Consider the following 25,443-nt stretch of genomic DNA (forward strand, 5'->3'; position numbering starts at 1 on the left):
TTGGTTGAAAGGGGTATGTATCAGGCAAGCGAAATCCTGAAATTACAATGGGATGACAATTGACTTGTCTTTTTTCATTGCGCGTTGTCCCTGGGGCATCAGCATGCCCATGAAGATAATCATCCAGAGCGGCAGAGACAAGTCAAATGGCTCGGTGTCGGCCAGGCCGCGTACCAATATAAAGATCAGCAGACTGTAAAAGAATGTCTTCGCCGGACCGTTAGCCAGCCTGCGAATCTGCAGAAAGAAGCTGCTGTAAATTCCTGCGAACAGGACCACTCCGCAGATGCCGTATGCGTAGAACTGCTGCAGAAGCTCGTTATGCGCATGCCGGGCCTCGAACTGATCCGGACCGAATGGGGGAATCACCTTCCATACAGAATGAAATCCGTGACCGAACCATGGCTTGTCGACCGCTTCCGCGAGGAGATAGGCCCAGATGCCGAGACGCCCGGTGAGCGTTTCAGACTGGTTTCCGGCGTTGAGATAGACATCGTAGTAGCTGCCCAGCAACCCGGCGAAGGCTATTACGGCTGCGAGGGCAGCGGCTGTTAGAAATGCTTTCTGGCGGCGGGTCATAGAGCTATCCCTCAGCAGGAGGAATGCCTGGCTGAGGATGAAGGCCGCGATCGTGGTTTTACTCAGGCTGCGCAGAAGGGTCAACGCCAGCAGCAGAATGGGTATACCCCAGCGGCCGGCACGATTTCGCGAGAGGTACTGGGCGAGGTATACGGCGAATGCGCAAAGGAAACCGATCTGGTTGGGGCCTAGAAGCTCTTCGTCGCCCAGGCGAAGATCGGACTGCGCGGGCATGATCCACGCGATGATGGCGATGGCGCATGCTCCCCACACGTAGCCCTTCATAAGCGAGCAGACTGTAAGATTTGTTGATCGAGCGCGCAGCAGCAGGATCGCGAGCAGCGCGTCGGCAGCCATGGCGCACCAGTATGCAATGGCCGCGGGCACAGATGCGGCCACTGTCCACAGCAGGCTGCATCCTGAGAAAGCAAGAAACAACATGGCCCAGCGTACGCTTGCCGGACGAAGGATAGATCGGAGTGGATGCCGACTAACACCGGGCGACGCAAGTGCGACTACCGGGAGAAGAAGAATATTCAGGACGAGGCTTGCCTCGACCCCTGTTTGAGGATCTGTGCCAAGTACCCGTACCGACAGCAGCATGATGAATGAGCGAAAGGCAAAGTAAAACCCCACGGCCCATGGGAGGCCGAGGGTCGATTGCCCGAATTCCTGCTCTCTGCTAACAGTGTAGGTTGCGGTCGTCATGGACGATCTCAGTGCGTATACATTTCGGGCATGCCCTGGCTCCCCTGCGCCGGCAGGTGCCGCAGGAATGCAATGATGGACCAGAGTTCGTCGTCGCTGAGAGTTCCCTTGGAGCCAGGCATGCCGGAGGGACGGATGCCATTGTCCAGAATCCATTTCAGCTGCCCGTCGGTGTACTGTTGCACGTCGGGTGAAGCGAGGGAAGGGATGGGCGGTGAGATGTGATCCGCGAAAGGAACGCCTGTGTTCTGGCCGTCATTTCCATGACAGGCGACGCAGTAATGAGAGAAGGCCTCTTTGCCGTCTGTCCGTGTCTGTGCGGTGTCTGGTAAAGGGTTCTTCTCGTCTTTGTTTCCGATGAAGATGTGATGTTTGGCGGAAGTGATTACAGCCGTTTCAAGTCCGCCGGGTCGATCGGCTTTGCAGCCGGTCAACCCAACAAGGACGAGTGCTGAAATGAGCAGGCGACGCATCGCTAGTCCACCACGTGAAGTTTGAGTGCCATGGATCCATGACCGGATCCGCAGAAGACAGAGCAGTGGCCTGTGAAGTCGCCCGTCTTATCCGGTGTGAAGTGCGCTTCGACTGTTTTGCCTGCGCCGACCTTGATGTTGACATTGAAGTCGCGAAAGCTGAGCCCGTGCGGCACGTCTTCGCTCTTAAGAACCAGCACAACCGGCTGCCCCTTTTTCAGAGTGACATCGCCAGGGGTGAAAGAAAACTTCTTTGCGGTGATTTCAACCCGCTTCGGGGCATCCTGCGAATGCAGGAGCCTCGTTTGCGAGGCAACGCAGAACAGAATCGCGATGAGCATTGCCGCACGCGTCCACTTCTTCAGCATAGAACTCTCCTCTGGAAGTGATCCTAGGCAGGTTGCATCGAGGGGTTGTCATGCTTCGGTTAGACAATTGTCACGGTTTTGTCGGAAGGACGATGGACTCAAAATAGCTGCTTCGAAACAATCGAGTGACAAGCCGATAACAATCCGGCACGGAAGCCTCAGTATCCTCTTGAGCAGGAGTGATACGGATTGATGCTGAGCCTTGAGCAGATAGAGGCAGCATGCGCGGCCGGGAAGATGCCCGTAGTTTGCCGGCATGAACTGGAAGTGCCGGAGCTGACTTTTAGCAGGATCTACTACCCATTTGGTTTTCCGATGGAGGTTCGCAGTAACTCTAACGAGGTGCTCGAACATTTCACCGCGATGTGGGGAAAATTCAGGCCGCATTTCGAGGCTGATATGCTGCGGACCGAAGTGGTTCTCGTTGACGATGGGTCTACTGACTGTCCGCCGGAGCCGAGCCATCAGATCTTCGGTTCCTGGTTGATCTGCGTGGCCGACTCCCGCAATTCAGTTGTCGCCGATCTGCAGAATGGGATTACACGCATCACCGTCTCGCGTGGCGCACTGCGGCACCCTCTATACGTGCAGTACTTCCTGTTGGGGCTGGCTTCCTCATGCATCTCCACTTGTCTTGCGACCCCCATTCATGCCGGATGCGTCGCGTTCAACGGAAGAGGATTCCTGCTGTGCGGAGATTCGGGAGCGGGGAAGTCAACGCTCTCCTATGCCTGTGCGCGGGCGGGATGGAACTACGTCAGCGATGATGCCAGTTATATGCTCAGCCACGGGGATCGGCGCATGGTTAGTGGAAATCCGCACCAGGTGCGGTTTCGGCCATCAGCTGCGGAGCTGTTCCCTGAACTTCTTGGACTGGCTGTTACGCCACGCGCGGCCGGAAAGCCTTCGATCGAGCTGCCTACCGCCGGTATGCCTTATATCAAGACGGCAGACACAGCCTGCATCGATTTCATGGTATTCCTGAAGCGCAGGGATAACGGCTTCGCCGAGATCGAACCTTACAGCGCTGATGCGGCGCGGTTGTTCATGAGGCAGGTATTGTTCGGTCCTGAGCCTACGCTGACAGCCCAGCATGCGGCGATCGAACGCATGCTGGGCGCCCGGCTGGTTGCTCTCCACTACAGTGACCTAAGGCTCGCAATTGCACGCCTTGAGGAACTCAGCATGCAATAGCGGCACGTGCCGCTATTGCATCAGGGATTGAAGAATCGCAGTAACTCCTGCTCGTCATGTGCGCTCAGGGATGCACGCATCCTCATGTGTCGCACGATCGTTCCGGAGATTCTTGGCGAGAAGCCCTCAGGTGCATTGTGGCAGCGTGAGCAGTTTGCCTCGAAGATGCGCTCGCCGTCGTCTTGATCCTGATGAGACCGCTGGTCTTTCTGCTGCTTATCCGATTTCGTTTCCGTCTTGCCGTTTGAAGCAGCCGGGGCCTCAGAGCGAGCCACAGGGGCGAGGGACACTGCGGCAAGAGCGAGCATAACTGCAAGTGAGGTCATTTTCATACCTAGCGTCCTTTCCAGGTGGGGAAGAGGAAGCGGTACACGATGCCCGTTTCCCAGATGTTGGTATTGCCCGAAGATGAAAACTGTCGCGAGTAGCTGGTCAGGATGCGCGTGTTATGCGGCAGGTTATAGTCGATGCCAAAGTCCGCACGCTGTGTGTCGACAAGCGGCACGCCATCGCTGACCACGGTGTCGCGGCGGAAAGTCTGCTGCAAGCGAAATACCGGTTCGAATCTGCCGACCCAGCTGTTGAGGCCGCCAAATGCCTGGGTGCGGTAATCCGCTTCGACCCAGTAACCCTGCGCGTGATGGCCGCGCGCGTATTCGGAGCGAAGTCGAAAAGCTGTACCGGCAGGTTCCCACCATACGTGTGCGCCGTAAAAGTTTTCGTGTGTGCCCTGCAACTGGCGATCGTATGAGAGGCCGACTTCCAGCCGCTGATCGGGAAGGTAGAGGCTGGTACGGCCGCCAAAGGCGCGCGTGGCGGTGAACTGCTCGTTGCCGCTCCTGGCAGAGAACCAGCCTGCGTAGTCGATTGAGTAGCTGTGATGTGAGACGGCCGAACCACGCGCCATGCCGCCGAGACCGGAACCTGAAGAGAGTATGCCGAGGCTGGCAATAAGCGGACCATCCTGGAAATTGTTGATCCATACCGGCGAGAGGCGGTCGTTGTAGGTGTTGAAGGGTAGAAGGAAGCTGCCGCCAACGATTGTCAGGTGCGGGTTCACGATGAAGTCGCCCTGCAAGTACGTAAAACCGGCGAAGTGGCTGTGATCGTAACCGTTACTGGTTGGATTAAAGCTTTCGAGAATTGCAGCCCTCGACTCGATCATGAAGCGCTGACCGATGGGCATGGCAATCAATGGTTCGATCAGCGGCATATAGCTGGTGTTGCCGCCGTTGGTGTTGCTGAAAAATGCGACGCCGCCCGAAATCAGCGGCGTGTCCTGGGCGCGAGCCATATGGACTGCACAGAACATGGCTGTGATGAGAGAGGTTGACCAGGCAAACCTCAAGATCCGGGTGAGCAAGGGACGCGACATGCCACAACACTAGCCGGAAGCATTCTGCGTCGTGTCTCAGGATCGTCTGCTGTTTGTCAATCTATTGTCGCAGCTGCGGAAACAGGTGGAAACAATGCGGTGACAATCACCTGACGGCCCCATGACAACAGACGTGTGCCGGGCTTTTAGAGTCGGTTCGACATGGAAGCAACAGCGATAAAGCGGCATGAGGGAAGGTGGGGAGCGCCAGCAGCGCGCGAGGCGGCGGTAAAGCTGTTCTGCGATCCGCTTCCGGAATGCTGCCTGCGCCTGGAAATGCTTAACGCTTCGGAATGGAAGAAGCTGCTGCACTGGCTGGATGTAAGCGGCCTGGCGCTCTACTTCCTGGATCGTATCCATGAGCTGGAGATACCGTCGGTGCTTCCCGCAGTGGTGCTGGACCGGTTGCAGAGAAACCTGCACGACAACACAAGGCGGATGCAGGATCTACTGGAAGAATTCGCAGCAATCCATTTCGAGTTTCAACGCGCGGATTTGTCCTATGCGACGGTGAAGGGTTTCGCGCTCTGGCCGGATTCCGTTGCAAGGCCAGAGCTGCGATCGCAGCTCGACCTGGACTTTATCGTCTCTCCGCACAGCGCAATGCGCGCGCGCGAAATTCTTGAAGCAAGGGGCTACCACCTGCACGCCGCAAGCGGAAGGAGCTGGGAGTTCAAAGCGAATCAGATTGCAGGCATGTCCTTGCGCGATATCTACACCCCTTCGCCGTACCGCTGCGTGGAGATCCATATCGAAGATCAGGGACCTGGCACAAGATTGGAGCGCAGGGAACGGCGGCAGATTCTCGGGGTGGAAGCGTTTGCGCTGACTGCAGGGGATCAGTTTGTCGATCAGGGCATGCACCTCTACAAGCACATCACCCGCGACTTCTTTCGTATGTCCCACCTGCTTGAATTCCGGCGGCAGGTGGAAAAGCTGAAGGAAGACGATGCCTTCTGGAGGCAGATCGAATCGGATGCGTTGAAGATGCCGGATGCTTCCGTCGGCCTGGGTGTTGCGATTCTGCTTACATCCCGGGTGCAGGGGAGCTTCGCTCCGGAGTCTCTTACTCGTTGGACGGTGGAACGCGTTCCGCTGGGCGCACGGCAATGGCTGGAGCGTTACGGAAGCCGGATGGCATGCTCCGATTTTCCCGGCACAAAGCTCGGCATGATGCTGCAGAAGGAACTCTCCATCGCGACTGGAAACCAACGACCTGTAAGCCGACCACTGATTCCGCTACGTCTTCCTCCCCCCATTGTTAAGGCTCCTACGCGGGAAAGTGCGGTGCGCCGATTCCGCCGAAGGTACTTTGAACTGCGCTTCATCCTCTTCCGGCTGCGCTTTCATTGCGTCGAGGGGCTCCGCTATCGGATTGAATCAGCCCGCTGGGCCCGTTACAGGGATCGGACAAACCGAATCGCAACGTCGCGTGTTCTCTACTCTGACTCGCGCATGAAAAGTGACTCCAGCAATTAGCCGTACGCGTTCAACAAAGGAATGACAATTCTCTGACTGCAATATGACACGTGAAGCGGTGGAGACTTTTACGGTCGACTAGGAAAGATGCGAGGCATGCGAACCCATTTCATCGGCGGAAAAATAGCTCATGCAGTTGTAGCTCTAGCGTTGGCTGGGCTGTTCTTTGCTGTGGAGACAGCGGGCGCTCAACAGGAGCCGCCGCCATTACAGGGAGCGGCCAGCCAGACCTCTCCACTGGACAACTCCACTTCTTCTGCAACGTCCACGGCAGAGAGCAACAACTTCGGTGAACAACGTACGGCGGATTCTCCCTTGATATCGGCATCGCTTCCTGCCGACCGCATCATTAGCATCCTCGAGGAAAATCCCGACCTGGTGACGGAGATCAAGTCACAGGTGGCGGATCGTTTACAGACCCAGGGAACGCCTGTCGACGCGAACGACATCTCGGATGAAATGCTCTATCAGCAGATAGAGAGCAATGCGTCGCTGCGCAGCAGCATTACGACCTTTCTTCGCGCACGCGGATATGTAAGCGAAGACGATCTGCAGAATGCAAGCCTCTCCCAGGGAGGGTCCGGTTCCGATACAGACAGGCTCGGAAATGCATATGGGTTTCCGGGCGACGACGGATCGGATATGTCCCGGCTGGCAACGTCTTCTTCGTACGGTATGGTTCAACGCGGACGCGAAGATGACTTTGCACGCGCCATGGATACAGGGCGCTTCGCGGATCGGGGCGCACGAGCCGGGTTGCCTGCCAGGCCTCGCGATAAGGAGCCGGTGAACAATGCAACCGATGCGCCGAAGGTGCTGCGGCAGCCGGCGCCCTACAACCTCCGCTCCATGCGCGATCTCTACACGCAGATCCCCGATCAGACGCAACAGCTAAAACGTTTCGGCGCCGAAGTGTTTACGGATCGAAGTGTGCGTACGAGCCTGGCGGGTGGATCGACTCCGAATGCTCCGCTCGATGTTCCGCTCGGTCCCGATTACGTGCTGGCTCCGGGGGACACGGTGGCTGTGAACGTATGGGGCGGCTTGACGCAGACCATCTCCCGGGTGATCAATGGAGACGGCCATATCCTGCTGCCAGAGGCGGGCTCGATCTCTGTCGCGGGGCTTACGCTTGAACGTGCGCAGTACGCGATAGAGAACGCACTGAAGCAACAGTTTCGAAATGCGCAGGTCGCGGTTACGATTTCACGGCTTCATTCTGTCAGGGTGTTTGTCGTTGGAGATGTGCAGAGGCCGGGGGGCTATGACCTGAATGCCCTGGCAACGCCGGTAAGCGCGCTGCACGCGGCTGGCGGGCCTACGGCAGCCGGCTCGTTGCGCACCGTGCGGCATTATCGCGGCGAGCAGCTGGTCGAAGAGGTCGACCTTTACGACTTTCTGCTTCATGGTGTGCGTTACGGCAGCAAGCGGTTCGAGAATGGAGATTCGCTGCTCGTGCCTCCCGTGGGACCGCAGGTGGCGATCTCCGGTGCGGTGAGGCGGCCTGCAATCTATGAATTGAAGGCCAATACGGCGGCATCCCTTGCCTCGGTTGTCGAAGACGCGGGCGGATTCACTGCAGCCGCTTCTTTCTCACACATTGTGATCGAACGAATCGACACAAACCAGAGGCGCGAGACGCTTACCGTAGCTGCATCGTCTCAGTCCGGAGTGGCTGCTGATTCCGCCGCGATGGCTGCCTTCGATGTGAAGGACGGCGACCGGGTGAAGGTCGAACCCGTTCTGCCATACAGCCAGCGCGCAGTGTACCTGGAGGGGCATGTGGCTCGTCCGGGACGTCTGGCGTACTTCGATGGGATGCGGCTGGGCGATGTAATTCGCAGCTATCGCGACCTGCTTCCGGAGCCTGCGGATCGCGGGGAGATTGTGCGCCTGGTTGCGCCCGATCTGCATGCCGAGCTGATCGACTTCAGCGTCCCGGAGGTCCTGGCCGGCAATCACGGTATCGAACTGCAGCCCTTCGACACGGTACGGATTCTGGGCCGCTATCAACTGGATGCGCCCAAGGTGGAGATACGAGGAGAGGTGTTGCGCCCAGGCAAGTACCCACTGTCAAGCGGAATGACAGCGGCACAGCTTGTACGAATGGCCGGAGGATTTAAGCGAGATGCACTGGAAGATACGGCTGATCTCACGAGTTATGGCGTGATTGATGGCAAGCGCATCTCGGAGCAGCTCTCCAGCATACGCATCGGAGATGCGGTTTCAGGGACAGCTTCCGCAGATGTTGAGTTGAAAGCAGGAGACGTGCTCGCGATCCACCAGATCACGGGATGGAACGATATCGGTGAGTCTGTAACAGTCGAAGGGCAGGTTCGCTACCCCGGCAGCTTCGGCTTTCAGGATGGAGAACGGCTCAGCTCGGTGCTGCGTCGCGCCGGAGGTCTTCTGCCTGCCGCCTATCCCGCAGGTGCAGTGCTTGTGCGCGAGCAGGTGCGGGAACTTGAGCAGAAGAGCCGCGAGGAGCTGATCCGCCAGATTGAGACGAACTCGGCGGCGGCGCGTCTCTCACCCAATCTTGGCGCTGGTGACACCGGTCCCACACTGCAGTTGATCAAGGCACAGCAAGATCAGGTGCTTGCCGATCTGAAGAGTCATCCGCCAAGCGGAAGGATGGTGATTCACATCACTGCCGACCTGAACTCGTGGGCCAACACGCCGGCAGATATCGAGTTGCGACGCGGCGATGTCATCACCATACCTAAAGTTCCTGGCTTTGTTCTTGTCACCGGGCAGGTTTATAACTCCACCGCTCTCACCTTTACTCCTGGAAAGACTGCGGGTTGGTATCTGCGGCGTGCCGGCGGCACAAACTCTGCGGCGAACAGGAAAGATATCTTCGTCATTCGGGCGAATGGAACAGTTGTAGGACGGGGCTCGGGTGGAATCTTCGACGATGTGCTTTCGACAAAGCTCGATCCGGGCGATGTCGTGGTGGTGCCGCAAAAGGTCATCGGCTCATCGTTGTTCTGGCGCAACCTGCTGGCCACTGCGCAGCTTGCTTCGTCTATCGCCATCACGGCAGCGGTGGCTTCGATTTGACAATGATTATCGCTCGCCATGCCGTTAGCACCGATCGCTCAAGGGAGGCGAAACCATGCTGCCTCCCACGATGACGGAATTCGAGACCGAAGCAGGGTCTGCACCCGTTGCCTCTACAGACTGGGCCGTACGCGGCATGCTGCTGTGGAGCCGGCGCAAGACACTTGCACGCGTGGCAGCGATCGGGTTGATTCTGGGCCTCCTCATAGCTTTTTCGATACCCAAGCAATACAAGTCGACAGCGCGCATCATGCCGCCAGATCAACAGTCGGGTTCGGGCGCCATGATGCTGGCAGCGCTGGCGTCGCGATCGACGGGCCTCGGCGGCCTGGGCACTCTGGCAAGCATGCTTGGCGGGCGTACGACGACCGCGTTGTTTATCAGCCTGCTGCGCAGCGGCACGGTGAGTGGGGAACTGATTGATCGCTTTCAGCTGCTGCATGTGTATCACAAGCGATACCGCGTCGATGCAGCCAAGCGGCTGGCCAGCAGGACAAGCATTACTGACGACAAGAAGAGCGGCGTCATTACGATCGAGGTCGTGGACACTGACCCCGTACGTGCTCGCGACCTGACGCTGGCATACCTGGATGGGCTAAACAAGCTGGTCACGGAAACCAGCACATCATCTGCACGCCGTGAGCGCATTTTTATTGAGCAGCGCCTGCATTCGGTGGAGCGAGATCTCGAACAAGCCCAGGTTTCCCTCAGCGAGTTCTCAAGCAAGACGAACGCTATCGACATTAAAGAACAGACCCGTGCCATGGTGGATGCCGGCGCGAAGGTCGAAGGTGAATTGCTTGTCGAGCAGTCTGGTCTGCAATCCCTTCGCCAGATTTATGGCGACGGAAATATCCGTGTCCGCGAAACCGAGGCGCGTATTGCTTCTCTAAAGGCCGAGCTCAATAAGATGGCGGGATCATCTGCCGCGGTTCCATCAGGCACTTCGGATGAAGAGGCTGACAAGGGTGAGCTCTATCCTCCACTCCGGCAGATTCCACGGCTGGCTGTTCCTTATGCGGATCTCTACAGGAAGGTACGCGTGCAGGAAACTGTCTTTGAATTGCTCACACAGCAGTACGAGATGGCCAGGATAGATGAAGCGCGCGATATCCCGGTAGTGAGCGTGATCGATGCTCCTGGCATCGCGGAGAAAAAATCATTTCCGCCACGGCTGATCGTTGCTCTCGCACTTACCTTTCTAACACTGCTGGTCTCGTCGGCACTGATCATCCTCGAGGACTCGTGGTCGAGGGTCGATCCTCTCGATCCGCGAAAAAGACTTGCGGCTGAAGTATCGGCAGCCACACGCCGGCGGACGGCAAGGTGGAAGCGGCGATGAGAAAGCACCTGAGTAATGCTGCTTACGGAGCCCTGGATTACGCCGCTCATCCACTTGTCATGCTGCTGGTGGCGCCCATCATCCTGAATAGGCTGGGTGTGGCCGAGTATGGTATCTGGACGATTGCCACGGCGGTCATCAGCGTGGGAGGAATCGTTGCGTCGGGATTTTCGGACGCGAATATCCAACGCATTGCCAGCCTGCGCAGCGCGAATGAAACGCAAACGATGAAGCTCACCACCGGGAGCATTTTTGCGATCAATCTGACAGCTGGAATATTTCTTGCGGCATGCGCCTGGATTGGGGCGCCCTATGCTGTTCCGCGCATCGTGGTTGCGCAACCCGCGCTTGCCCATGAATGCCTCGCGGCCTTGCGTATTGCCGCGGTCATTGTTCTTGTCCGCTCCATCGAAAGCGTAGCTGTGAGCACGCAACGTGGATTTGAGGCCTATCGGGAGTCTGTTCGAATCAGTACCGCTGTGCGAATCCTTACCCTCGTTGCAGCAGCGGTGCTGGCGTTGTGCGGGCAACGATGTGTCAGCATTCTCGTCGCGACTGGTGTCTTCCTGGTTGCTGGAACGGCACTGCAGTTTCTACAGCTGCCTCGATTTTTAAGAGAGGCATCGGTCCTTCCGATATTTCATCGCGAGGAAGGGCAGCGGTTGCTTCGCATGGGTATCTTCAGCTGGATCCAGGCGCTGGGAAGTGTTGTGCTGGGGCAGCTGGATCGGCTGCTGCTTGGAGTGTCGCTGGGTGCGGTCGCCGTTGCTCCCTATGCGCTGTGCGTGCAGTTTGCCCAGCCTCTCTCAGGTTTTACGGCTTCCACACTGCAGTTTCTGTTTCCGTATCTCTCAGGGCGTTTTGGGCAGGCCGGTACCGTCGACATTCGCCGGATAGTGTTTAAGGCATTCCTCTGCAATTTCATGATCGTCGCGGTCGAGGCTGTCGCGATCCTCGCTGTTGGCCCGCATCTGGTGCGCGCCTGGGCTGGCCCCGTTGTCGCGCGGGCAGCCGCTCCGATATTTCCGGTCATCATTGTGGGCGCGGCGATCATGGGCCTCAGCGTGACGGCGAACTATGCGCTGCTTGCATTCGGAATGTTTCGTGCCGTAACAGCAATCAGCCTCTCCAGCCGAGTAGCGACCCTCCTGCTGATGGTGTATCTGCTTCATCATGGCGGACTGAAGGAGATGGCCATCTCGCGCTTGAGCTATGGAGTGCTGACACTGCTGCTCTATGTGCCACTCATGCAGAAGCTTGAAGTTGCGAATCCGGTCTCGATGATTCGTTCCAGGTTGTTTGCAAGAAGCGATTTTGCCGAGGAGCGGAGACCATGAAAGTTCTTATCGCAGCAGTCGCCTTTTCTTCCGAAATCTCGGGGGTGCAGCGTCATGCATTCAATGTCGTCAGGTGTCTTTTGCGGCTTCCTGAAATTGCAGAAGTGCATTTGGTTGTCGCTCCATGGCAGATCAAGATCGTCAAAGAAGCCGGCTTCGATGCTTCTCCCCGGTTCGTATTGCATCCCGCTCAGGTGAGCAACAGTAGCACCAGCCGCAACCTCTGGTACTTACGGAAGCTGCCGGAGATGGCGGCTGTTCTTTCGGTCGATATCGTTCATCTCTCGTACCCGGTTCCGGTGAATGCGAAACGATTTCCATGTCCCGTCGTTCTCACGCTGCATGACCTGTACCCCTACGAGATTCCACGAAACTTCGGCTTTCCGCAGCTGATCTTTAACTGGCTGATCCTGCGTTCGTGTCTACGGCAGGTGCATTCGATCGCCTGCGTGTCTGACACCACGTTGGGACGCCTCAGGCATTACGTGCCCGCCAGGGTATGGAACCGTTCCCTGCGTATTTATAACTGCGTGGAAGCGGGTCCATCTCCATCCCTGGAATCGCCGCTTGCAGGCTGGCATGGAGAGCCCTTTCTCTTATGCGTCGCACAACACCGAAGGAACAAGAATCTCCCATTGCTGATACGTGCGTTTTACCAGATGTTGAATCAAGGCCAGATTGAGCCCAGCACCGGCCTGGTCATAGTCGGAATTGCGGGGCCAGAGACACCGAGCATTCTGAAGCAGATTGTTGCGTTGGGTTTATCGCGCCGCGTGCAGCTGATAGAGGGGCTATCAGAGGCGGAGTTGCAATGGTGCTACCAGAATTGCAGCTGCCTGCTCGCACCCTCGAGTACGGAGGGCTTCGGTTTGCCGGTTGCCGAAGGCCTGCTCGCCGGATGCCGGGTTGTCTGTTCGGATATTCCCGCCTTTCGTGAGGTGGGAGGAGATTCCTGCCACTACTTCGCGCTCGAAAAGCAGAACCCGGATCCGGTCGTGCGTGCGGTGCCGCAGGCGCTCAAAGGCGCCGCGCCTGCAGTGATAAGTCTTTCCCAGTTCTCGGCGAAGGTGCTTGCGGCACAGTACGCCGCCTTTTATGCCGCCGCATGCAGGACCCAGGTTGCTGCATCGCAGCAGCCCTCGGCTTCGAAAAGGGTGGCGCTATGAAGCCGGGTGGAGACAGGCCTTCTGCAAATGTTCTCGGGGTAGATGTTGATGCGATCGACATGGAGCGTGCGCTTGCACACATCTCTTCCGTATTGAATGGACGTCGTAAAGGTTATGTCTGTGTTGCTGGGGTCCATGGCGTGATTGAAGCGCAGAGGTCAAAGGAGCTCTTCGACGCGTATATGCACTCAGAGATGACGATTCCTGACGGAATGCCCCTTGTGTGGGTGGGTCATCAGCAGGGGCACGAGGCGATGCGGAGGGTGACAGGGCCAGACCTGATGCGTGAGGTTTTCAAGAGGGACCAGTTTTCAGAACTCACGCATTTCCTCTATGGAGGGCGGCCCGGAGTTGCTGGAGAGCTGCGCGACAAGCTGCTGGCACGGTTTCCATGGGCGAGAATCGTCGGCACATACACTCCGCCATTTCGCGATCTCTCATCAGAAGAAGAAGAGGACTTTGTTCGGACTATTCGAGAAGTAAAGCCCGATATTATCTGGGTCGGTATCAGTTGCCCGCGCCAGGAAGTGTTCATGGCGCGATGTCTTCCTCTGCTTGAAACCCGGTTAATGTTCGGGGTTGGGGCGGCATTTGACTACCATACGGGGCGCATCCGCGATTGTGCCGACTGGGTCAAGAATGCGGGACTGCAATGGCTGCATCGATTGGCGCAGGATCCTCGGCGGCTATGGCGGCGTTACCTGAAGACGAACCCGGCGTTTCTCTGGCATATTGCGTGGCAGATCAGCGGAGTGCGCCAGTATCCTCAAAAAGAGGAAGGCTGGAAGCCAGAAGCACAACATCCTGCCGGTCCAAGTGTAGAAGGGTGTATCTCGAAGTGACGAAGCCCACAGCAATTACCAGGATTGCAACTGCTACTCCTCCCTACGATGTACACAACGCTTTTGTGGATCACGCAGCCGGAATGTTTCAGAACCCGCGAACACGCGCTCTCTTCAGCCTCATGGAGCAGCGCTCGGGTATCAGGCATCGTTACTCTTACATTCAGGCGAGCGGCGAAGACATCCCCGATTCTCTCAACGGAGGGGCACTCTTTCGTACGGGAAGGTTCCCGGAAACGGCGGAGAGGATGGGGTTCTACGAGAAGTTCGCCCCGCGCCTGCTCCGCGAGACTCTCGATCGCCTGGAGCTGACCGAGGAGGAACGGCGCAGTATTCGCCACGTAATCGTAACCACCTGCACTGGTCTTTTTGCACCGGGACTGGATTTTACCGCGATTGAACATCTGCAGCTTTCACCCGAAACAGAGCGCACGACGGTAGGCTTCATGGGTTGTTACGCGGCAATCAACGGCCTGAAATTGGCCGACTACATTGTGCGAGCCAATCCGGAGTCGTCCGTCCTGCTGATCAACCTGGAGCTTTGCACGCTGCACTTCCAGGAGTCCCAGGATATACAGAAGCTGTTGTCGTTCCTTCTCTTCGGTGACGGCTGCGCTGCCAGCCTGATTCGCGCCGCAGATCACGGCGTAGCGATCGACAGCTTTCGAGCCATCACCATTCCGCAGAGCCAGGATCTTATCCAGTGGCGGATCGGCGCAAGCGGATTCGACATGGACCTCTCGGGGCAAATTCCGATTGTGCTACGCAAGACCCTGCGTGAGTGTGCGGAACAGTTTCCCCGCAAGGAGGAGATTGATCTCTGGGCTGTTCACCCAGGCGGCCGTTCGATTCTCGATGCAGTTTCCGATGGCTTCGAGCTGGAAGCGTCGAAGCTGTCGCATTCGCGTTCGGTGCTCGATCGCTTTGGAAATATGAGCTCTGCGACGATCATGTTCGTGCTTCAAGAGCTTGCCGAATCGGCATCGCGTGGGCAGAGAGGTTACGCGATGGGGTTTGGTCCGGGCGTGACGGCGGAAACGATGAGCTTCCATGTCCTCTGAGGCGATCAAAACGGCTGCCGGAAAGTCTCCATGGGATAGTGTGAGATTTTCGCGGCGCCACGACCTTCCGGAACAGATGGATCAACCTTGCTCCGATGAAGATCTACGAGAGTGCCTCAAAGATCTTGCGAAGGTAAATCGCGTGACCTTTGCGCATCGGAAGGTGATGCGTTGGGTGCGGTCATTCTTTCGTAACGGAGATCCAAATCGCCCGTTGCACCTGGTCGATGTGGGGTGCGGTGGCGGCGACCTGCTTCGCTCCATCGAACGGTGGTCGATACAGGCGGGACTGGAGATGAAGTTGACCGGTATCGATCTCAATCCTGCGTGCATCCGCATCGCTCGCGAGTTTGGTCCATCGCAGAGCAGAATCGAATGGCGCTCCGGGAGTTTCGACTCGTTCCCGGCAGGCGATGAGCCGGTAGACCTGGTCGTCAGCTCGCTCTTTACGCATCATCTTACGGATGCACAGATCGTTTGCTTTCTGCGCTGGATGGAAAAGAGCGCACAAAAGGGCTGGTTGATCAGCGATCTGTATCGCAGCCGGGTGTCTTACGTCGGATTTTCAATGCTGGCGTCCGCGGCCCGGTGGCATCGCTTTGTCCGGCATGATGGGCCGGTTTCAATCCGTCGCGGATTTTTGCCACGTGACTGGAATACTTATCTCGTAGCAGCGGAAGTCCCCGTGGATGAGGTAAAGATTGAGAGCCACTGGCCGGCGCGTGTTTTCGTTAACAGGTGCAGGGTGAGAGGAAGCAAGCCATGATGGCTTCTCTCCACTGCGATGCCATGGTCGCTGGGGGCGGGCCTTCAGGGTCTTCTCTTGCAATCCGTCTGGCCCGCTCGGGGCGCCGTGTCATTCTGATCGAGAGATGCCGTGAGCCTCAACATAAAGTGTGCGGAGAGTTCCTGAGTCCGGAGACGGTGCCGCTTCTCTCTGAGCTGGGCATCGATGCAAAAGAGCTGGGGGCGCGGTGCATCCGTCGCGTTCGGCTGATCGCACGGGATGTGTTCGCCGAAGCGGAGCTTCCGGAGCCCGCTTTGTCACTCACGCGCATCACACTGGATGAGGTTCTTCTGCGGCGTGCACAGTGCGCCGGAGTCAGTCTTATGCGCGGATACAATGTGGAGTCGCTTGAGCATGCCTCTGACGGTTGGTACGCCTCTGCTGTAGCATCGAGCAGGCAGGAGCATCTATCGGTGTTCGCAGACGACGCCTTTCTTGCAACCGGAAAGCACGATCTAAGGGCATGGCAACGCACCAGTGCAAAAGCGCAGAGTGGCCTCGTGGCCATGAAGATGTACTTCACGTTGTCGCCACGGCAACAGGCAGAACTGGAAGAGAATATCGAACTCATTCTGTACCCAGGGGGATATGCAGGATTACAGTTGGTTGAGGGTGGTTGCGCCAACCTTTGCACGCTGACGACCCGCGAAAAGCTGCGCAGCCTGGGCAACCAATGGCATCCCTTGCTTGAACACATGATGCATTCTTCGCGACACCTGGCGCTTCGTCTTTCAGGTGCGACTCCGTTGGAGTCGAGGCCGCTCGCCCTTTCGTCGATTCCTTATGGATACACTGTTGAAGATGTGGACATGGCTCCCACTCCGTGGCGTCTCGGCGACCAGGCAGCGGTGATTCCGTCCTTTTGCGGAGGCGGTGTTGCGATCGCCCTTCATACCGCGCGTATTGCTGCTGGGATGTATCTGGCTGGATCCACTCAACACGACTATCATGCTGAGATACGGCGGCAGTTTGAGCAGCGGCTCTACTACTCCACGCTGCTTTCACGGCTGATGATCGCTGTTCCCGGTGCAGTCCAGGCGGTTCGTTTGTGGCCTGCGCTGATCTCTTCTATTTTTACTGCTACTCGTGTACCTGGGAGTTCTATCCATGCTGTTGTCAACTGAACGATTTGCGCAGTGCTTCTGCCTGCTGATCGTTCTCACAATCACTTGCGGAGCGGTCGCTCAGTCACAGATGCTCGGCGACTGGAAGGAGCCGGGCGGCGGTGTGGTTCGTGTCGCGCCGTGCCAGGGTGGATTGTGCTTTCGAATCCTCATGTTGAGTAAGGACGCTCCGTCGAAGTTCGACCATGAAAATCCGGACAGCGCAAAGCGAACTCGTCCCTTATGCGGACTGATGATCGGAACCGGCTTTCGCGTGGTCGACGCTTCGCATGCTGCCGATGGAGTGCTTTACGATCCGCGTTCCGGTAAGACCTATCACGGTTCGGCATCGCTGAAGGACAACGAGCTCAATCTTCGCGGTTACATTGGTATTTCATTGCTAGGACGTACAGAGGTCTGGCAGCGAGCACCGAATAATGTTGCTCAGTGCACCCTGCCGAAATGAAAGCCCTCCGAGGTCGATCTATGGCTGCTTTGCGGCCCGATAGTTCAGGGAGCAGACGCAGCTGCGGCAGATTTCATTCTCATCGACCTGCAGATTTGAGCGAAAATCGACCGCCGTCTCGCTGTTGATCGCATTCTGCAGGGACTGGCTGGCAAGGTTCCCGATGGGCTTGTGGAAGAAACATGGACGAAGGGTGCCGTCGACCTCCCATACGGCTGACACCCATGGGGCGTTGCATCGAGGCGCGCGATGTGGAATAAGCCCGGCCTCTGCTCTGAAGTGATCTGCGATTCTCTGTAGTTTTTCCCGGCTCTCGGTGACCGTGAAACCCGGCGCGAGAATCCTGCGCAGTTCGCTGACTGCATCGAGCTGCTCTTCAAGGATGGCAAACTCCCTTTCACCGATGCCGATCGAGTTTTGTCGCTCAACCGGCCAGAGCAGTTCGCGATTGAATGCTGAAGAAGACAAGTCAGCCGGCAGAAACGAAATGCCGTCGAGGTCCACCTCTGCCGCGGCTCGGACTGTATCTGCGAGGGCTTGAAAGTTCGTTCGTTGCACCGTGCACCTGGCGTGAACCGGGAAATTCGGAGCGAGCCGCTTTACTGCACGGACTCCCTCGGCCAGCTTCTGGAACGCTCCGTTGACGCCTCGTATCCGGTCATGAACTCCGGGTGGGCCGTCGAGAGAAACGATGACGTCTTCAAAGCTATCGACGATCAAATTCGCGTTTCGAGAAAGAAGCAGTCCGCTGCTGAGCAGCGTCAGGCGGACGCTAAGCTCGCGAAAGAAGCCTGTCAATGCGGGAAGATGCCGATGCATCAACGGCTCACCACCTGTAAAGACAACCTGCTCTACTCCAAGAGCGATTATGGAGTCGCGTTGTTGCTCGAGCGCTTCGAGTGTCAGCTCCACACTCTCGTCACGCTTCCAGATGTCGCACATGGCACAACGGCAGTTACAACGGCTGTGCACGTGCAACAACAGGATCGGCATCCGAAGCATCCTGTGAGACTGCCGGGTGTCCTCACTCGAAAGCAGGGCGATATCAGGCAAGAGAGATGGTCCTCCCCCCGAGTCGAAGCTTTCCACTTTCCTGGATGGTCGTAGTAGCTTCAAAGTCGTCATGGAAACTGCCGCGCACCCATCGAAACTCATCGTCTATGGCAAGCCGGGTGAACTGAGTTCGTCGCTCTTGCGGAATGAGATGAAGCAATTCTTCCGAGGCCATTCTGATAACTCCGGCGCGAATGACCAGGTGTACGTCTTTCCATGTAAGTGCTTGCAGAGTTTGTGCCGGTGACTGACCGTAATCCCTTACCACGATCAGGTCGGCAATGCCCCCCGCATGGATCTGTGCGTATTCCTGAGAGAGACGCAGCATTGCAGCCGGAGAGGTGGTCAGCATCGAGTAGAGCTTGCCGGCCGGCAAATCATAACGTGAGGTTGCGTATGCAGCTTCATCCAGCAGGTCTCCGCAGGCTGTCAGCGGAGAGTCGCTTCCGATGGCGGCGAGCTCGAAACCATTTACCAGTTGTGGCAGAGGTATTGCGCCGAACAGGAACTGGTTGGAGCTGGGACAGAATACAAGCGCCACGCCTGAGCTCTGTAAGGTTGCGATGTCATCGTGACCGACAGCTAAGCCGTGAACGAGAATCGTTCCGCTGCGCATCAATCCAAGGTGATGTAGATCCCGCAATTCCGCTGCGGCCGATGCACTAAGCCCTTCGCAGGCGTGGAGAATAAACGGAATGTCGGACTGAACGCTCTCCTGGGCCCTGAGGCCTTCGGGATCGAATGCTGGGGAATGAATCCAACGCATCCTGTCGACCACACGAACGGGGAAGCTGGGATCGAGCATTCCGGGCGAGATGGGATTGTGGTGACATACCGTCGTCACTCCGCAGAGAAGATTTCTTACTGCTCCCCAGCGCACGCGCACATCGTGTGGAACCATCCGGTGAAGAGCAATCTCGTCGGCGTAACGTGAGTGAATGTCATTCGCCCACTCCCTTGTGTCTTGGTACGGTCCCTCGCCGAGTTGCCGGAAAAGGCTGAAATCAAGGTGATCGTGAGCGTTGATCAGCCCAGGCAGCAACATGTATCCATCAAGCGAGAGCTCTCGAGCTTCAGCTTTGTTGTCCTGTTGAAGGAAGCTGATCTTTTCCCCGTTGATCCCAAGCGTGGCCTGCAATCCAAGATCGCTTGTGATCGCGCAACGCGCTCCAGAGATGCTGTACTCCGCAGCCAGAGGGTCGTGCGTGAGCTGAAGCAGGTAAAGCGCAGGATCATTCTTGATCTTTTCGAAGGCGTCGATTCGTCCGGCATCATTGAATAGGAAGCGCTCAGCTTCAGAAAATGGAACTTCCAAGTCGGTCCGAAGATGAAGAGCTTGTTGTTGCAATAAGGTGCGGATGTTCGAGAGGCATCGATGGTTCCATTGAATCGATACCTCTTCACCCTCTGTATGGAACGAGCGCTTCCATGCGAACTTATCTGCCGTGCCTGGATGCATGTCTACAAGGAACATCTGCCCTTCGGGCCGCAGTAACCGCTTCATCTCGCAGCAGAAAGCGTGAAGGTCCTGCACGTAACTCAGAACGAAGGAGCAGACGATAACATCCACGCTCCGATCGGCCAGTGGAACCGTCGTGCAGTCTGAGCGGTGCAGCTTGCTATGTTGCGGAAGGCGCAGGCGAGCGAGTTCCAGCATCTGCTCCGAGTAATCGACACCGTGCAGAGAGGAAGCGCCTTTACGCATGAAAAGATCAAAGTGCCTGCCGGTGCCGCAACCTGCATCCAGGATGGTCTTTCCATCCAGCGATGGCAATAGGGCGTCCAGCAGTCGAGCTTCGAGCGTGCAGAATGGATTGCTTGCGTCGTTGTAAACAGCGGCCCAGCGATTGAAAACATCCGGTGTTGGAGACGCGGAAATCACAGGCTTTCCCGCTTCGGTTTGCGTAGGTCTATGAAGCGTTGAGCCCACACAAGTTCGTATGGCGCGCTGTATACACCGGTCGCATAACGCCACGCGCTCAGGGTTTGCAGCAAGTATCTTCCCCAGCGCGGCGCGCGAATGTCCTGCACGGTAGGCCAGCGTGAGGCTACCACTGTCTCGAAATTGTCGATCAGGCGTTTGGTCTCGCGCTTCATCCATGGAGCCCTTGTGTCCACGCGTAAAGTGAAGTCCATCCACTCTTTGCTGGCCCACTCTGCGGGGCTGGAGGGGAAGCTGACTTTGTCGTCCACATCGCCGTACATCGCGCCTCTCTGTGGGGTCGGCGTGTAGTGTTGAATGATGATCTCGGCGTCAGGGTTGATGCGTTTGATCTTGCGGACAAATGCGAGCGTTTCGCGGGTATCGCGTTCAGGGTCCTTTGGATTTCCGACAACGAAAGAGAACTCGGGGATGATGCCCACCTCGCGCGTGCGGCGCGCCATGATGAGAGTTTCTTCCGTGGTGATACCCTTTTGCATTTCCTGTAGAGCCCAGTCTGAGCCTGACTCCGCGCCGAAGAAAATCATGGCACAGCCGCCACGCTTGATGGCGCGCATGGTGTCATCGCTGTACCTGGACATGATGTCCACCCTCGCCTCGCACCACCAGCGAAGATTCAGTCCCGCAATACGATTCATCAGTTCGACAGCGTGATCCTCACGCAGGAAGAAGTTCATGTCGTAGAACTGGACGGAGTCAGCGCCGTACTTTTCCACCAGATGAGTGAGGATCGCTTCGGTGCGGGCCGGAGACTCAAACTTTTCCGTCCTTCCGTAAGCAGCGTGCACTCCGCAGAAGCTGCAGTTAAAAGGGCAGCCGATGCTGGCGTGATGTACCGCGGTGCGTTTGCCAAAGAACGAAGGGCGCAGGTATTTCTCGACGGGCAGACGATGAAACGGCATCCATGGGAAGCTGTCCGGGCCTTTCATGGGGCGCTCCGCGTTACTGCGATGCATGCCGAATTTGTCCTTGTACGAGAGGCCCAGTATCGTGTCAGGCGTTCGTAGTCCGCGTATTGCTTCGATCAGCTCGAGCAGCGTTTCTTCGCCCTGCCCTCGCACAGCATAGTCAACATATCTCGCGTTGAGCGTGGCTTCTGGATAGATGGAAGGGAAGTAGCCTCCCCATGCGATAGGGATCTGGGGACGTAGCTTTCTGATCTCGCGGCAGACTTCCATCCCCGCGGCCATCTGGGGTCCGGGCATGACGGAGACGCCCAGCAGTTCCACATGATGGGTGTCGATGAGGTGAAGCAGCGTCGAGAGTGGATCGTCGTCGACGTTGCCATCGACGATCTCGTACTCCTCGCGTCCCTCAAGCACGGCCGCAAGCGCCATCACCGCCAATGGAAGGCGGCGGCTACGCGGCTTCACGGCGCGTGGGTGGAAGAGCAGGATCAAGGTTGTGCCCCTTCCGTCTTTTCAAAGTGGAGCAGCATGTGATCACCCAGTGTTCTCAATAAGGGGAGCCGCGAAAAAAAACTGTCCAGTCCAATCATCATGCGAAGCAGCCATGGGTGGTTTGCAATCCACGATTCAACATAAGACGGCGGCACGAAGAGACCGATCGCTCGAACTTCCCGCAGCGTAAAAAATGGCGCGAAGATAGTTTGTAACTGAGAAAGCGACCAATAGAACACGTCGACAGAATTGCCTTGAAGCGAAGTACGATGCCGCCCAGGCCAGCGCCGAAAAGCCTTGGCTGGCTTCCCGTGCAGCAGGTACCAGGCGGTCTCCCAAATGCAGACGCGTGTGGAGAGGCAGAAGACCAGTGGCGTACCGATGGTCGTTCTGCTGGCCAGCAGTGCAGCGATCGCAGTGAGATTCTCGACGCAATTGAGCCCTGAGAAGTTCGAGAAGACTCCGTCAAAAGTCTCCTCGATTCTGCTCAGGTCTTCGGTGCGCATCTGCTGGAAGCGGAGGTCTGCCAGCGGCGCTTCGCGAAGCTTGCGGAACCGTGCTCTAGCGATCATCTGCTGCGACGCGTCGAGCGCGAGAACACGCCAACCTCTGCCGGACAGTTGAAGAGCGTCCTCTCCTGTGCCGCAGTTGAGTTCCAGAATTCTTGGCCGCCCTTTGAATATCCGAAAAGCGTCAGTAAGTACGGCGGATCGCTGGGCCCGGCCTATGAGAGTGTTCGTAAAGTCGCTGTCGTATGTCTTTGCAAGCGTGTCGAAGGCCTGCCCTGCTGAAGTGGTCGCGATCATGCTTCAACCTCGCTGGCGCTCTCAAGGAGGTTGAATCTTGCAAGACGTACTTCTTCCGTAAGCTTCTGAATCTCGCTCCCGTCCTGATTTACTTCTCCACGCAGTTTGGCCAGGCGAACTTCACTGCGCAACAACTTGTCTGCAAAGCTGTAGTAACGACGCGAATGGCGGCCTCGGATGATAATCTCCCGGTCGGAGCTCTTATCCCATGGTGCCAGCTGTACCAGGTCTTCCTTTACTTTCTGATAGTAGGGCGTCCCCTTGATGGGATAAGAAACCGTTGTGAAGAAGATGTCGGGCTGCGTGAGGCTGACATGCTTTACGGTCGCTTCAATATCTTCGAGCTCTTCGCCGTCATAGCCCCACATCAGAAACATTCCGCTCTCGATTCCACGGGAGCGGGTGAGTTCGACAGCGTTCTGCACCTGATCGAGCTTCACGCCCCTCTGCATGGAGTCGAGTATTCGCTGTGAGCCGCTTTCCGATCCAATCCAGACGCGAAAACAACCCAACTCGGCAAGCAGATCCATCGCTTCACTATTCAGGCGATCGGCGCGGGAGATGCATTCGAAGGGAATGCGCAACCCGCGGCGCTTCATCTCCGAGGCATAAGTCCTGAGCCACGAATGATTGATCGTGAATACGTCATCCGAAACCCAGACCATGTCCGGCTGATATTCACCGAGAAGCCATTCCACCTCATCGACCACGCTTACCGGATCGCGCCGCCGATGTGTGTTGCCATAGACCTGGTGACTGCACCATTGACAACGGTAAGGGCATCCACGTGCGGTAATGAAGTTGACTGAGCCTTTGCCGTGGTATTTGCGCCAGGTATCGACATACTGATGAATATTCACAGCCTTGCGAGCAGGCCACGGCTGCTCATCGAGGCTTGCGATCTGTGCGCGTTGTGCTGTCTGCCGCAGTTGCCCGTTTTCGAGGTACGCGATCCCCGCAATCTGATCAATCTTTTCGAGAGCGCCGGCCTTGATGGCCGTCATCAATTCTTCAAGCGTCAGTTCACCTTCGCCCATCACGACAAACTGTGCACCCGCATCAAGATATTCTTTGGCGTACGCACCAGGTTCCGGGCCCCCGACAATGGTTTTCCAACCGGCGGCGCGGGCGATGCCCAGAAGTTCGACAACATTCGCGCGCGTCATGAGATTGGCATAAATGCCGAGCGTGGAAGGAGGCCCCGACTGTAGCCGGTCGACTAATGCAGCACGCGAGGAGAAAGTCGTATCGAAAACCTCGACATCGAAGCCTTTTGCCTGGAGATGAGAACAAAGATACAGAATGCCCAATGGCGCGTAAGGCTTCATGATCTGCATCTCTTTGGGGTCTTCGTATAAGAAGTAGCCATGCGTCAGCAGGAGATCGGGAGTCATGCCACACCTCCTTTCGCCGTCAGCATCTGCAGCGGAACAAAATGTTCATTTCGTGCCTGACGCTGTAGCAAATTGCCGGATTGAGCGGGATGCCGTCTCTCTGCAGGCTCCATCGCGACGATTGCCGCCCAGAGGGCTGCAACCGCATGTTCATTGGCTACACCGTGTCCCCAGCCGCGAACCTCTTCGTGAAGCGCATCGCGAATCATGCGGTAGAGCTTGTCGGAATATTCTCCAGGAAAGATGACGCAGAGGTCGTCGCTATCCTGCCAGTTGCGCTTTGCGGCGAGCTCTGCCTGGATGCGTTCATAGAACAATGTGCCGGGCAGTGGATAGGAAATGCTTACGCCGATATCGTTAGGGCGAGCTTTTCGAACCAGCTCGACGGTTTCCATCAGCTCGCTCCATCCCTCACCGGGGTAGCCCAACTGCAGGAAGAAGCATGCCTTGATTCCGCGCTGCTGGAGACGTTTGGTCGATGTAAGCACGTCGCTTACCCGTAGATGCTTGTCCATGGCATCCAGCACCTTCTGTGAGCCGGACTCCACTCCCATCCATACTTCGACACATCCGCTCTTGGCGAGCAGGGCAGCGACCTCATCGGTAATAAGGTCTGCGCGTGCTTGAATCTTGTAAGGGATGCTCGCCCGATGCGCCTCTACGTCATGTGCGAAGTCACGCAGCCAGCGGCGATTCAAAGCAAAGATATCGTCGCTGAACCATACATGCTGGACGCCATAAACTTCCTTCAGCTCCTTCAGTTCCAGAGCTACATCCTGTGCAGGCCGTACCTGATAGCGGTTTCCGGAGATCGGCTTGGCGCACCAATTGCAGGAGTAAGGGCAACCGCGGCTGGCCACGACGTTGGCGGAAAAATGGCCATGAGCGTTTGTCCACGCCTGCCTATATGGCGCCATGTCGATAAGTCGTCGTGCCGGGCGGGGCATGGCTGACCACTCGCCGTTTCTGACCCTGCTGGAACCGCTTCGGCAGATCTCGTTGCTGGCGGGATCGCGCCATATCAGTCCAGGAGTTGCCCGTGGATCGCGGCCAGCCATGAGGTGCCCGCAAAGCTCGACCAGGACTTCTTCTGCCTCGCCCGTCAGGATGTAGTCCACACCACCTTGAAGGTATTCGGCGGCGAAGTCCGTTTCATCGGATCCATGGGCGACGACGATCGCTCCAACCAGCTTGGCAAGCTTCGCGATCTCTTGCGCTGTTTGGCGCATTGACAGCAGGCACATCTTTGAAAGGAAGTTGAAGTCGTCCTCATAAATGACGACGATGTTAGGCTTCGTTTCCTTGAGGACTGGACCGAGATGATCGATGGGGTTAAGCAGCGTGCTGTCGAACACACGCAGTGTGATCCCTGCTTGTTCGAGCGCAGTTGCCGCGTACAGGGTTCCCAGCGGCGCATAGGGCTGCATCTTCCTGAGTTGCTTCTGATCGTTCCCCAGGTGGTACGAATGTGTGAGAAGGACATCAGTCATGGTGGAGACTCCGCG

22 protein-coding genes are annotated in these 25,443 nt (G+C 57.1%); 11 read left to right on the plus strand and 11 right to left on the minus strand.

Annotated elements, in window-relative coordinates:
* Positions 1-42: 42 nt before the first annotated feature.
* From LJD29_RS16490 to LJD29_RS16500, 3 genes are read right to left on the minus strand one after another with little or no spacing between them, the layout of a single operon-like run.
* Positions 43-1,287 (minus strand): O-antigen ligase family protein, encoded by a 1,245-nt coding sequence (locus tag LJD29_RS16490; RefSeq protein ID WP_446742652.1) that lies wholly within the window; start codon positions 1,285-1,287, stop codon positions 43-45.
* Between the two features lie 8 nt (positions 1,288-1,295).
* Entirely contained in the window at positions 1,296-1,760 is a 465-nt protein-coding gene (locus LJD29_RS16495; RefSeq protein WP_446742653.1) for a c-type cytochrome, read from the minus strand.
* A 2-nt stretch (positions 1,761-1,762) separates the two neighbouring features.
* Positions 1,763-2,128, minus strand: a complete 366-nt coding sequence (locus tag LJD29_RS16500) for a cupredoxin domain-containing protein (protein WP_446742654.1) — start codon at positions 2,126-2,128, stop codon at positions 1,763-1,765.
* A gap of 192 nt (positions 2,129-2,320) precedes the next feature.
* On the opposite strand from LJD29_RS16500, the gene LJD29_RS16505 reads away from it, so the two are divergent.
* Positions 2,321-3,322, plus strand: a complete 1,002-nt coding sequence (locus LJD29_RS16505) for an aldolase (RefSeq protein ID WP_446742655.1) — start codon at positions 2,321-2,323, stop codon at positions 3,320-3,322.
* Between the two features lie 20 nt (positions 3,323-3,342).
* Here LJD29_RS16505 and LJD29_RS16510 read toward each other — a convergent pair whose 3' ends face one another.
* Positions 3,343-3,654, minus strand: coding sequence for a cytochrome c (locus LJD29_RS16510; RefSeq protein WP_446742656.1), 312 nt, complete (start codon positions 3,652-3,654; stop codon positions 3,343-3,345).
* Positions 3,655-3,656: 2 nt separating this feature from the next.
* A complete protein-coding gene (locus LJD29_RS16515) occupies positions 3,657-4,616 on the minus strand; it encodes a hypothetical protein (protein ID WP_446742657.1) in 960 nt (319 codons plus the stop codon).
* Between the two features lie 243 nt (positions 4,617-4,859).
* Here LJD29_RS16515 and LJD29_RS16520 point away from each other — a divergent pair, with 243 nt between their 5' ends.
* From LJD29_RS16520 to LJD29_RS16565, 10 genes are all read left to right on the plus strand, one after another.
* Positions 4,860-6,176: a nucleotidyltransferase family protein gene (locus tag LJD29_RS16520; protein ID WP_446742658.1), complete on the plus strand. Its 1,317-nt coding sequence runs from the start codon at positions 4,860-4,862 to the stop codon at positions 6,174-6,176.
* A 96-nt stretch (positions 6,177-6,272) separates the two neighbouring features.
* Positions 6,273-9,239 carry an SLBB domain-containing protein gene (locus LJD29_RS16525; protein WP_446742659.1) on the plus strand — a complete coding sequence of 989 codons (2,967 nt, stop codon included), beginning with the start codon at positions 6,273-6,275 and terminating at the stop codon, positions 9,237-9,239.
* Between the two features lie 55 nt (positions 9,240-9,294).
* Positions 9,295-10,581, plus strand: coding sequence for a GumC family protein (locus LJD29_RS16530; RefSeq protein ID WP_446742660.1), 1,287 nt, complete (start codon positions 9,295-9,297; stop codon positions 10,579-10,581).
* The gene (locus tag LJD29_RS16535; RefSeq protein ID WP_446742661.1) at positions 10,578-11,918 is read left to right on the plus strand and encodes a lipopolysaccharide biosynthesis protein; all 1,341 of its coding nucleotides are present in this window, start codon (positions 10,578-10,580) and stop codon (positions 11,916-11,918) included. Before LJD29_RS16530 ends, LJD29_RS16535 begins: the two co-directional genes overlap by 4 nt.
* Positions 11,915-13,084: a glycosyltransferase family 4 protein gene (locus LJD29_RS16540; protein ID WP_446742662.1), complete on the plus strand. Its 1,170-nt coding sequence runs from the start codon at positions 11,915-11,917 to the stop codon at positions 13,082-13,084. The genes LJD29_RS16535 and LJD29_RS16540 overlap by 4 nt, the downstream gene beginning before the upstream one ends.
* Complete coding sequence (locus tag LJD29_RS16545) at positions 13,081-13,926, plus strand: WecB/TagA/CpsF family glycosyltransferase (protein WP_512701054.1); 846 nt, start codon at positions 13,081-13,083, stop codon at positions 13,924-13,926. Before LJD29_RS16540 ends, LJD29_RS16545 begins: the two co-directional genes overlap by 4 nt.
* Positions 13,923-14,987, plus strand: coding sequence for a type III polyketide synthase (locus LJD29_RS16550; RefSeq protein WP_446742664.1), 1,065 nt, complete (start codon positions 13,923-13,925; stop codon positions 14,985-14,987). Before LJD29_RS16545 ends, LJD29_RS16550 begins: the two co-directional genes overlap by 4 nt.
* A gap of 76 nt (positions 14,988-15,063) precedes the next feature.
* Positions 15,064-15,753: a methyltransferase domain-containing protein gene (locus tag LJD29_RS16555; protein ID WP_446742665.1), complete on the plus strand. Its 690-nt coding sequence runs from the start codon at positions 15,064-15,066 to the stop codon at positions 15,751-15,753.
* On the plus strand, positions 15,750-16,898 hold the full coding sequence (locus tag LJD29_RS16560) for an NAD(P)/FAD-dependent oxidoreductase (protein WP_446742666.1): 1,149 nt from the start codon (positions 15,750-15,752) through the stop codon (positions 16,896-16,898). Before LJD29_RS16555 ends, LJD29_RS16560 begins: the two co-directional genes overlap by 4 nt.
* Positions 16,882-17,343 carry a DUF2147 domain-containing protein gene (locus LJD29_RS16565; RefSeq protein WP_446742667.1) on the plus strand — a complete coding sequence of 154 codons (462 nt, stop codon included), beginning with the start codon at positions 16,882-16,884 and terminating at the stop codon, positions 17,341-17,343. Before LJD29_RS16560 ends, LJD29_RS16565 begins: the two co-directional genes overlap by 17 nt.
* 18 nt (positions 17,344-17,361) lie before the next feature.
* Here LJD29_RS16565 and LJD29_RS16570 read toward each other — a convergent pair whose 3' ends face one another.
* From LJD29_RS16570 to LJD29_RS16595, 6 genes are read right to left on the minus strand one after another with little or no spacing between them, the layout of a single operon-like run.
* A complete protein-coding gene (locus LJD29_RS16570; RefSeq protein WP_446742668.1) occupies positions 17,362-18,396 on the minus strand; it encodes a radical SAM protein in 1,035 nt (344 codons plus the stop codon).
* Positions 18,389-20,278, minus strand: a complete 1,890-nt coding sequence (locus LJD29_RS16575) for a methyltransferase domain-containing protein (RefSeq protein WP_446742669.1) — start codon at positions 20,276-20,278, stop codon at positions 18,389-18,391. Before LJD29_RS16575 ends, LJD29_RS16570 begins: the two co-directional genes overlap by 8 nt.
* Complete coding sequence (locus tag LJD29_RS16580; protein ID WP_446742670.1) at positions 20,275-21,738, minus strand: B12-binding domain-containing radical SAM protein; 1,464 nt, start codon at positions 21,736-21,738, stop codon at positions 20,275-20,277. The genes LJD29_RS16575 and LJD29_RS16580 overlap by 4 nt, the downstream gene beginning before the upstream one ends.
* The gene (locus LJD29_RS16585; RefSeq protein ID WP_446742671.1) at positions 21,735-22,544 is read right to left on the minus strand and encodes a class I SAM-dependent DNA methyltransferase; all 810 of its coding nucleotides are present in this window, start codon (positions 22,542-22,544) and stop codon (positions 21,735-21,737) included. Before LJD29_RS16585 ends, LJD29_RS16580 begins: the two co-directional genes overlap by 4 nt.
* A complete protein-coding gene (locus LJD29_RS16590; protein ID WP_446742672.1) occupies positions 22,541-23,938 on the minus strand; it encodes a B12-binding domain-containing radical SAM protein in 1,398 nt (465 codons plus the stop codon). Before LJD29_RS16590 ends, LJD29_RS16585 begins: the two co-directional genes overlap by 4 nt.
* Positions 23,935-25,428, minus strand: coding sequence for a B12-binding domain-containing radical SAM protein (locus LJD29_RS16595; protein WP_446742673.1), 1,494 nt, complete (start codon positions 25,426-25,428; stop codon positions 23,935-23,937). Before LJD29_RS16595 ends, LJD29_RS16590 begins: the two co-directional genes overlap by 4 nt.
* Positions 25,429-25,443: the final 15 nt, after the last annotated feature.

Source organism: Silvibacterium acidisoli, assembly GCA_022870745.1.
Lineage (GTDB): Bacteria > Acidobacteriota > Terriglobia > Terriglobales > Acidobacteriaceae > Silvibacterium.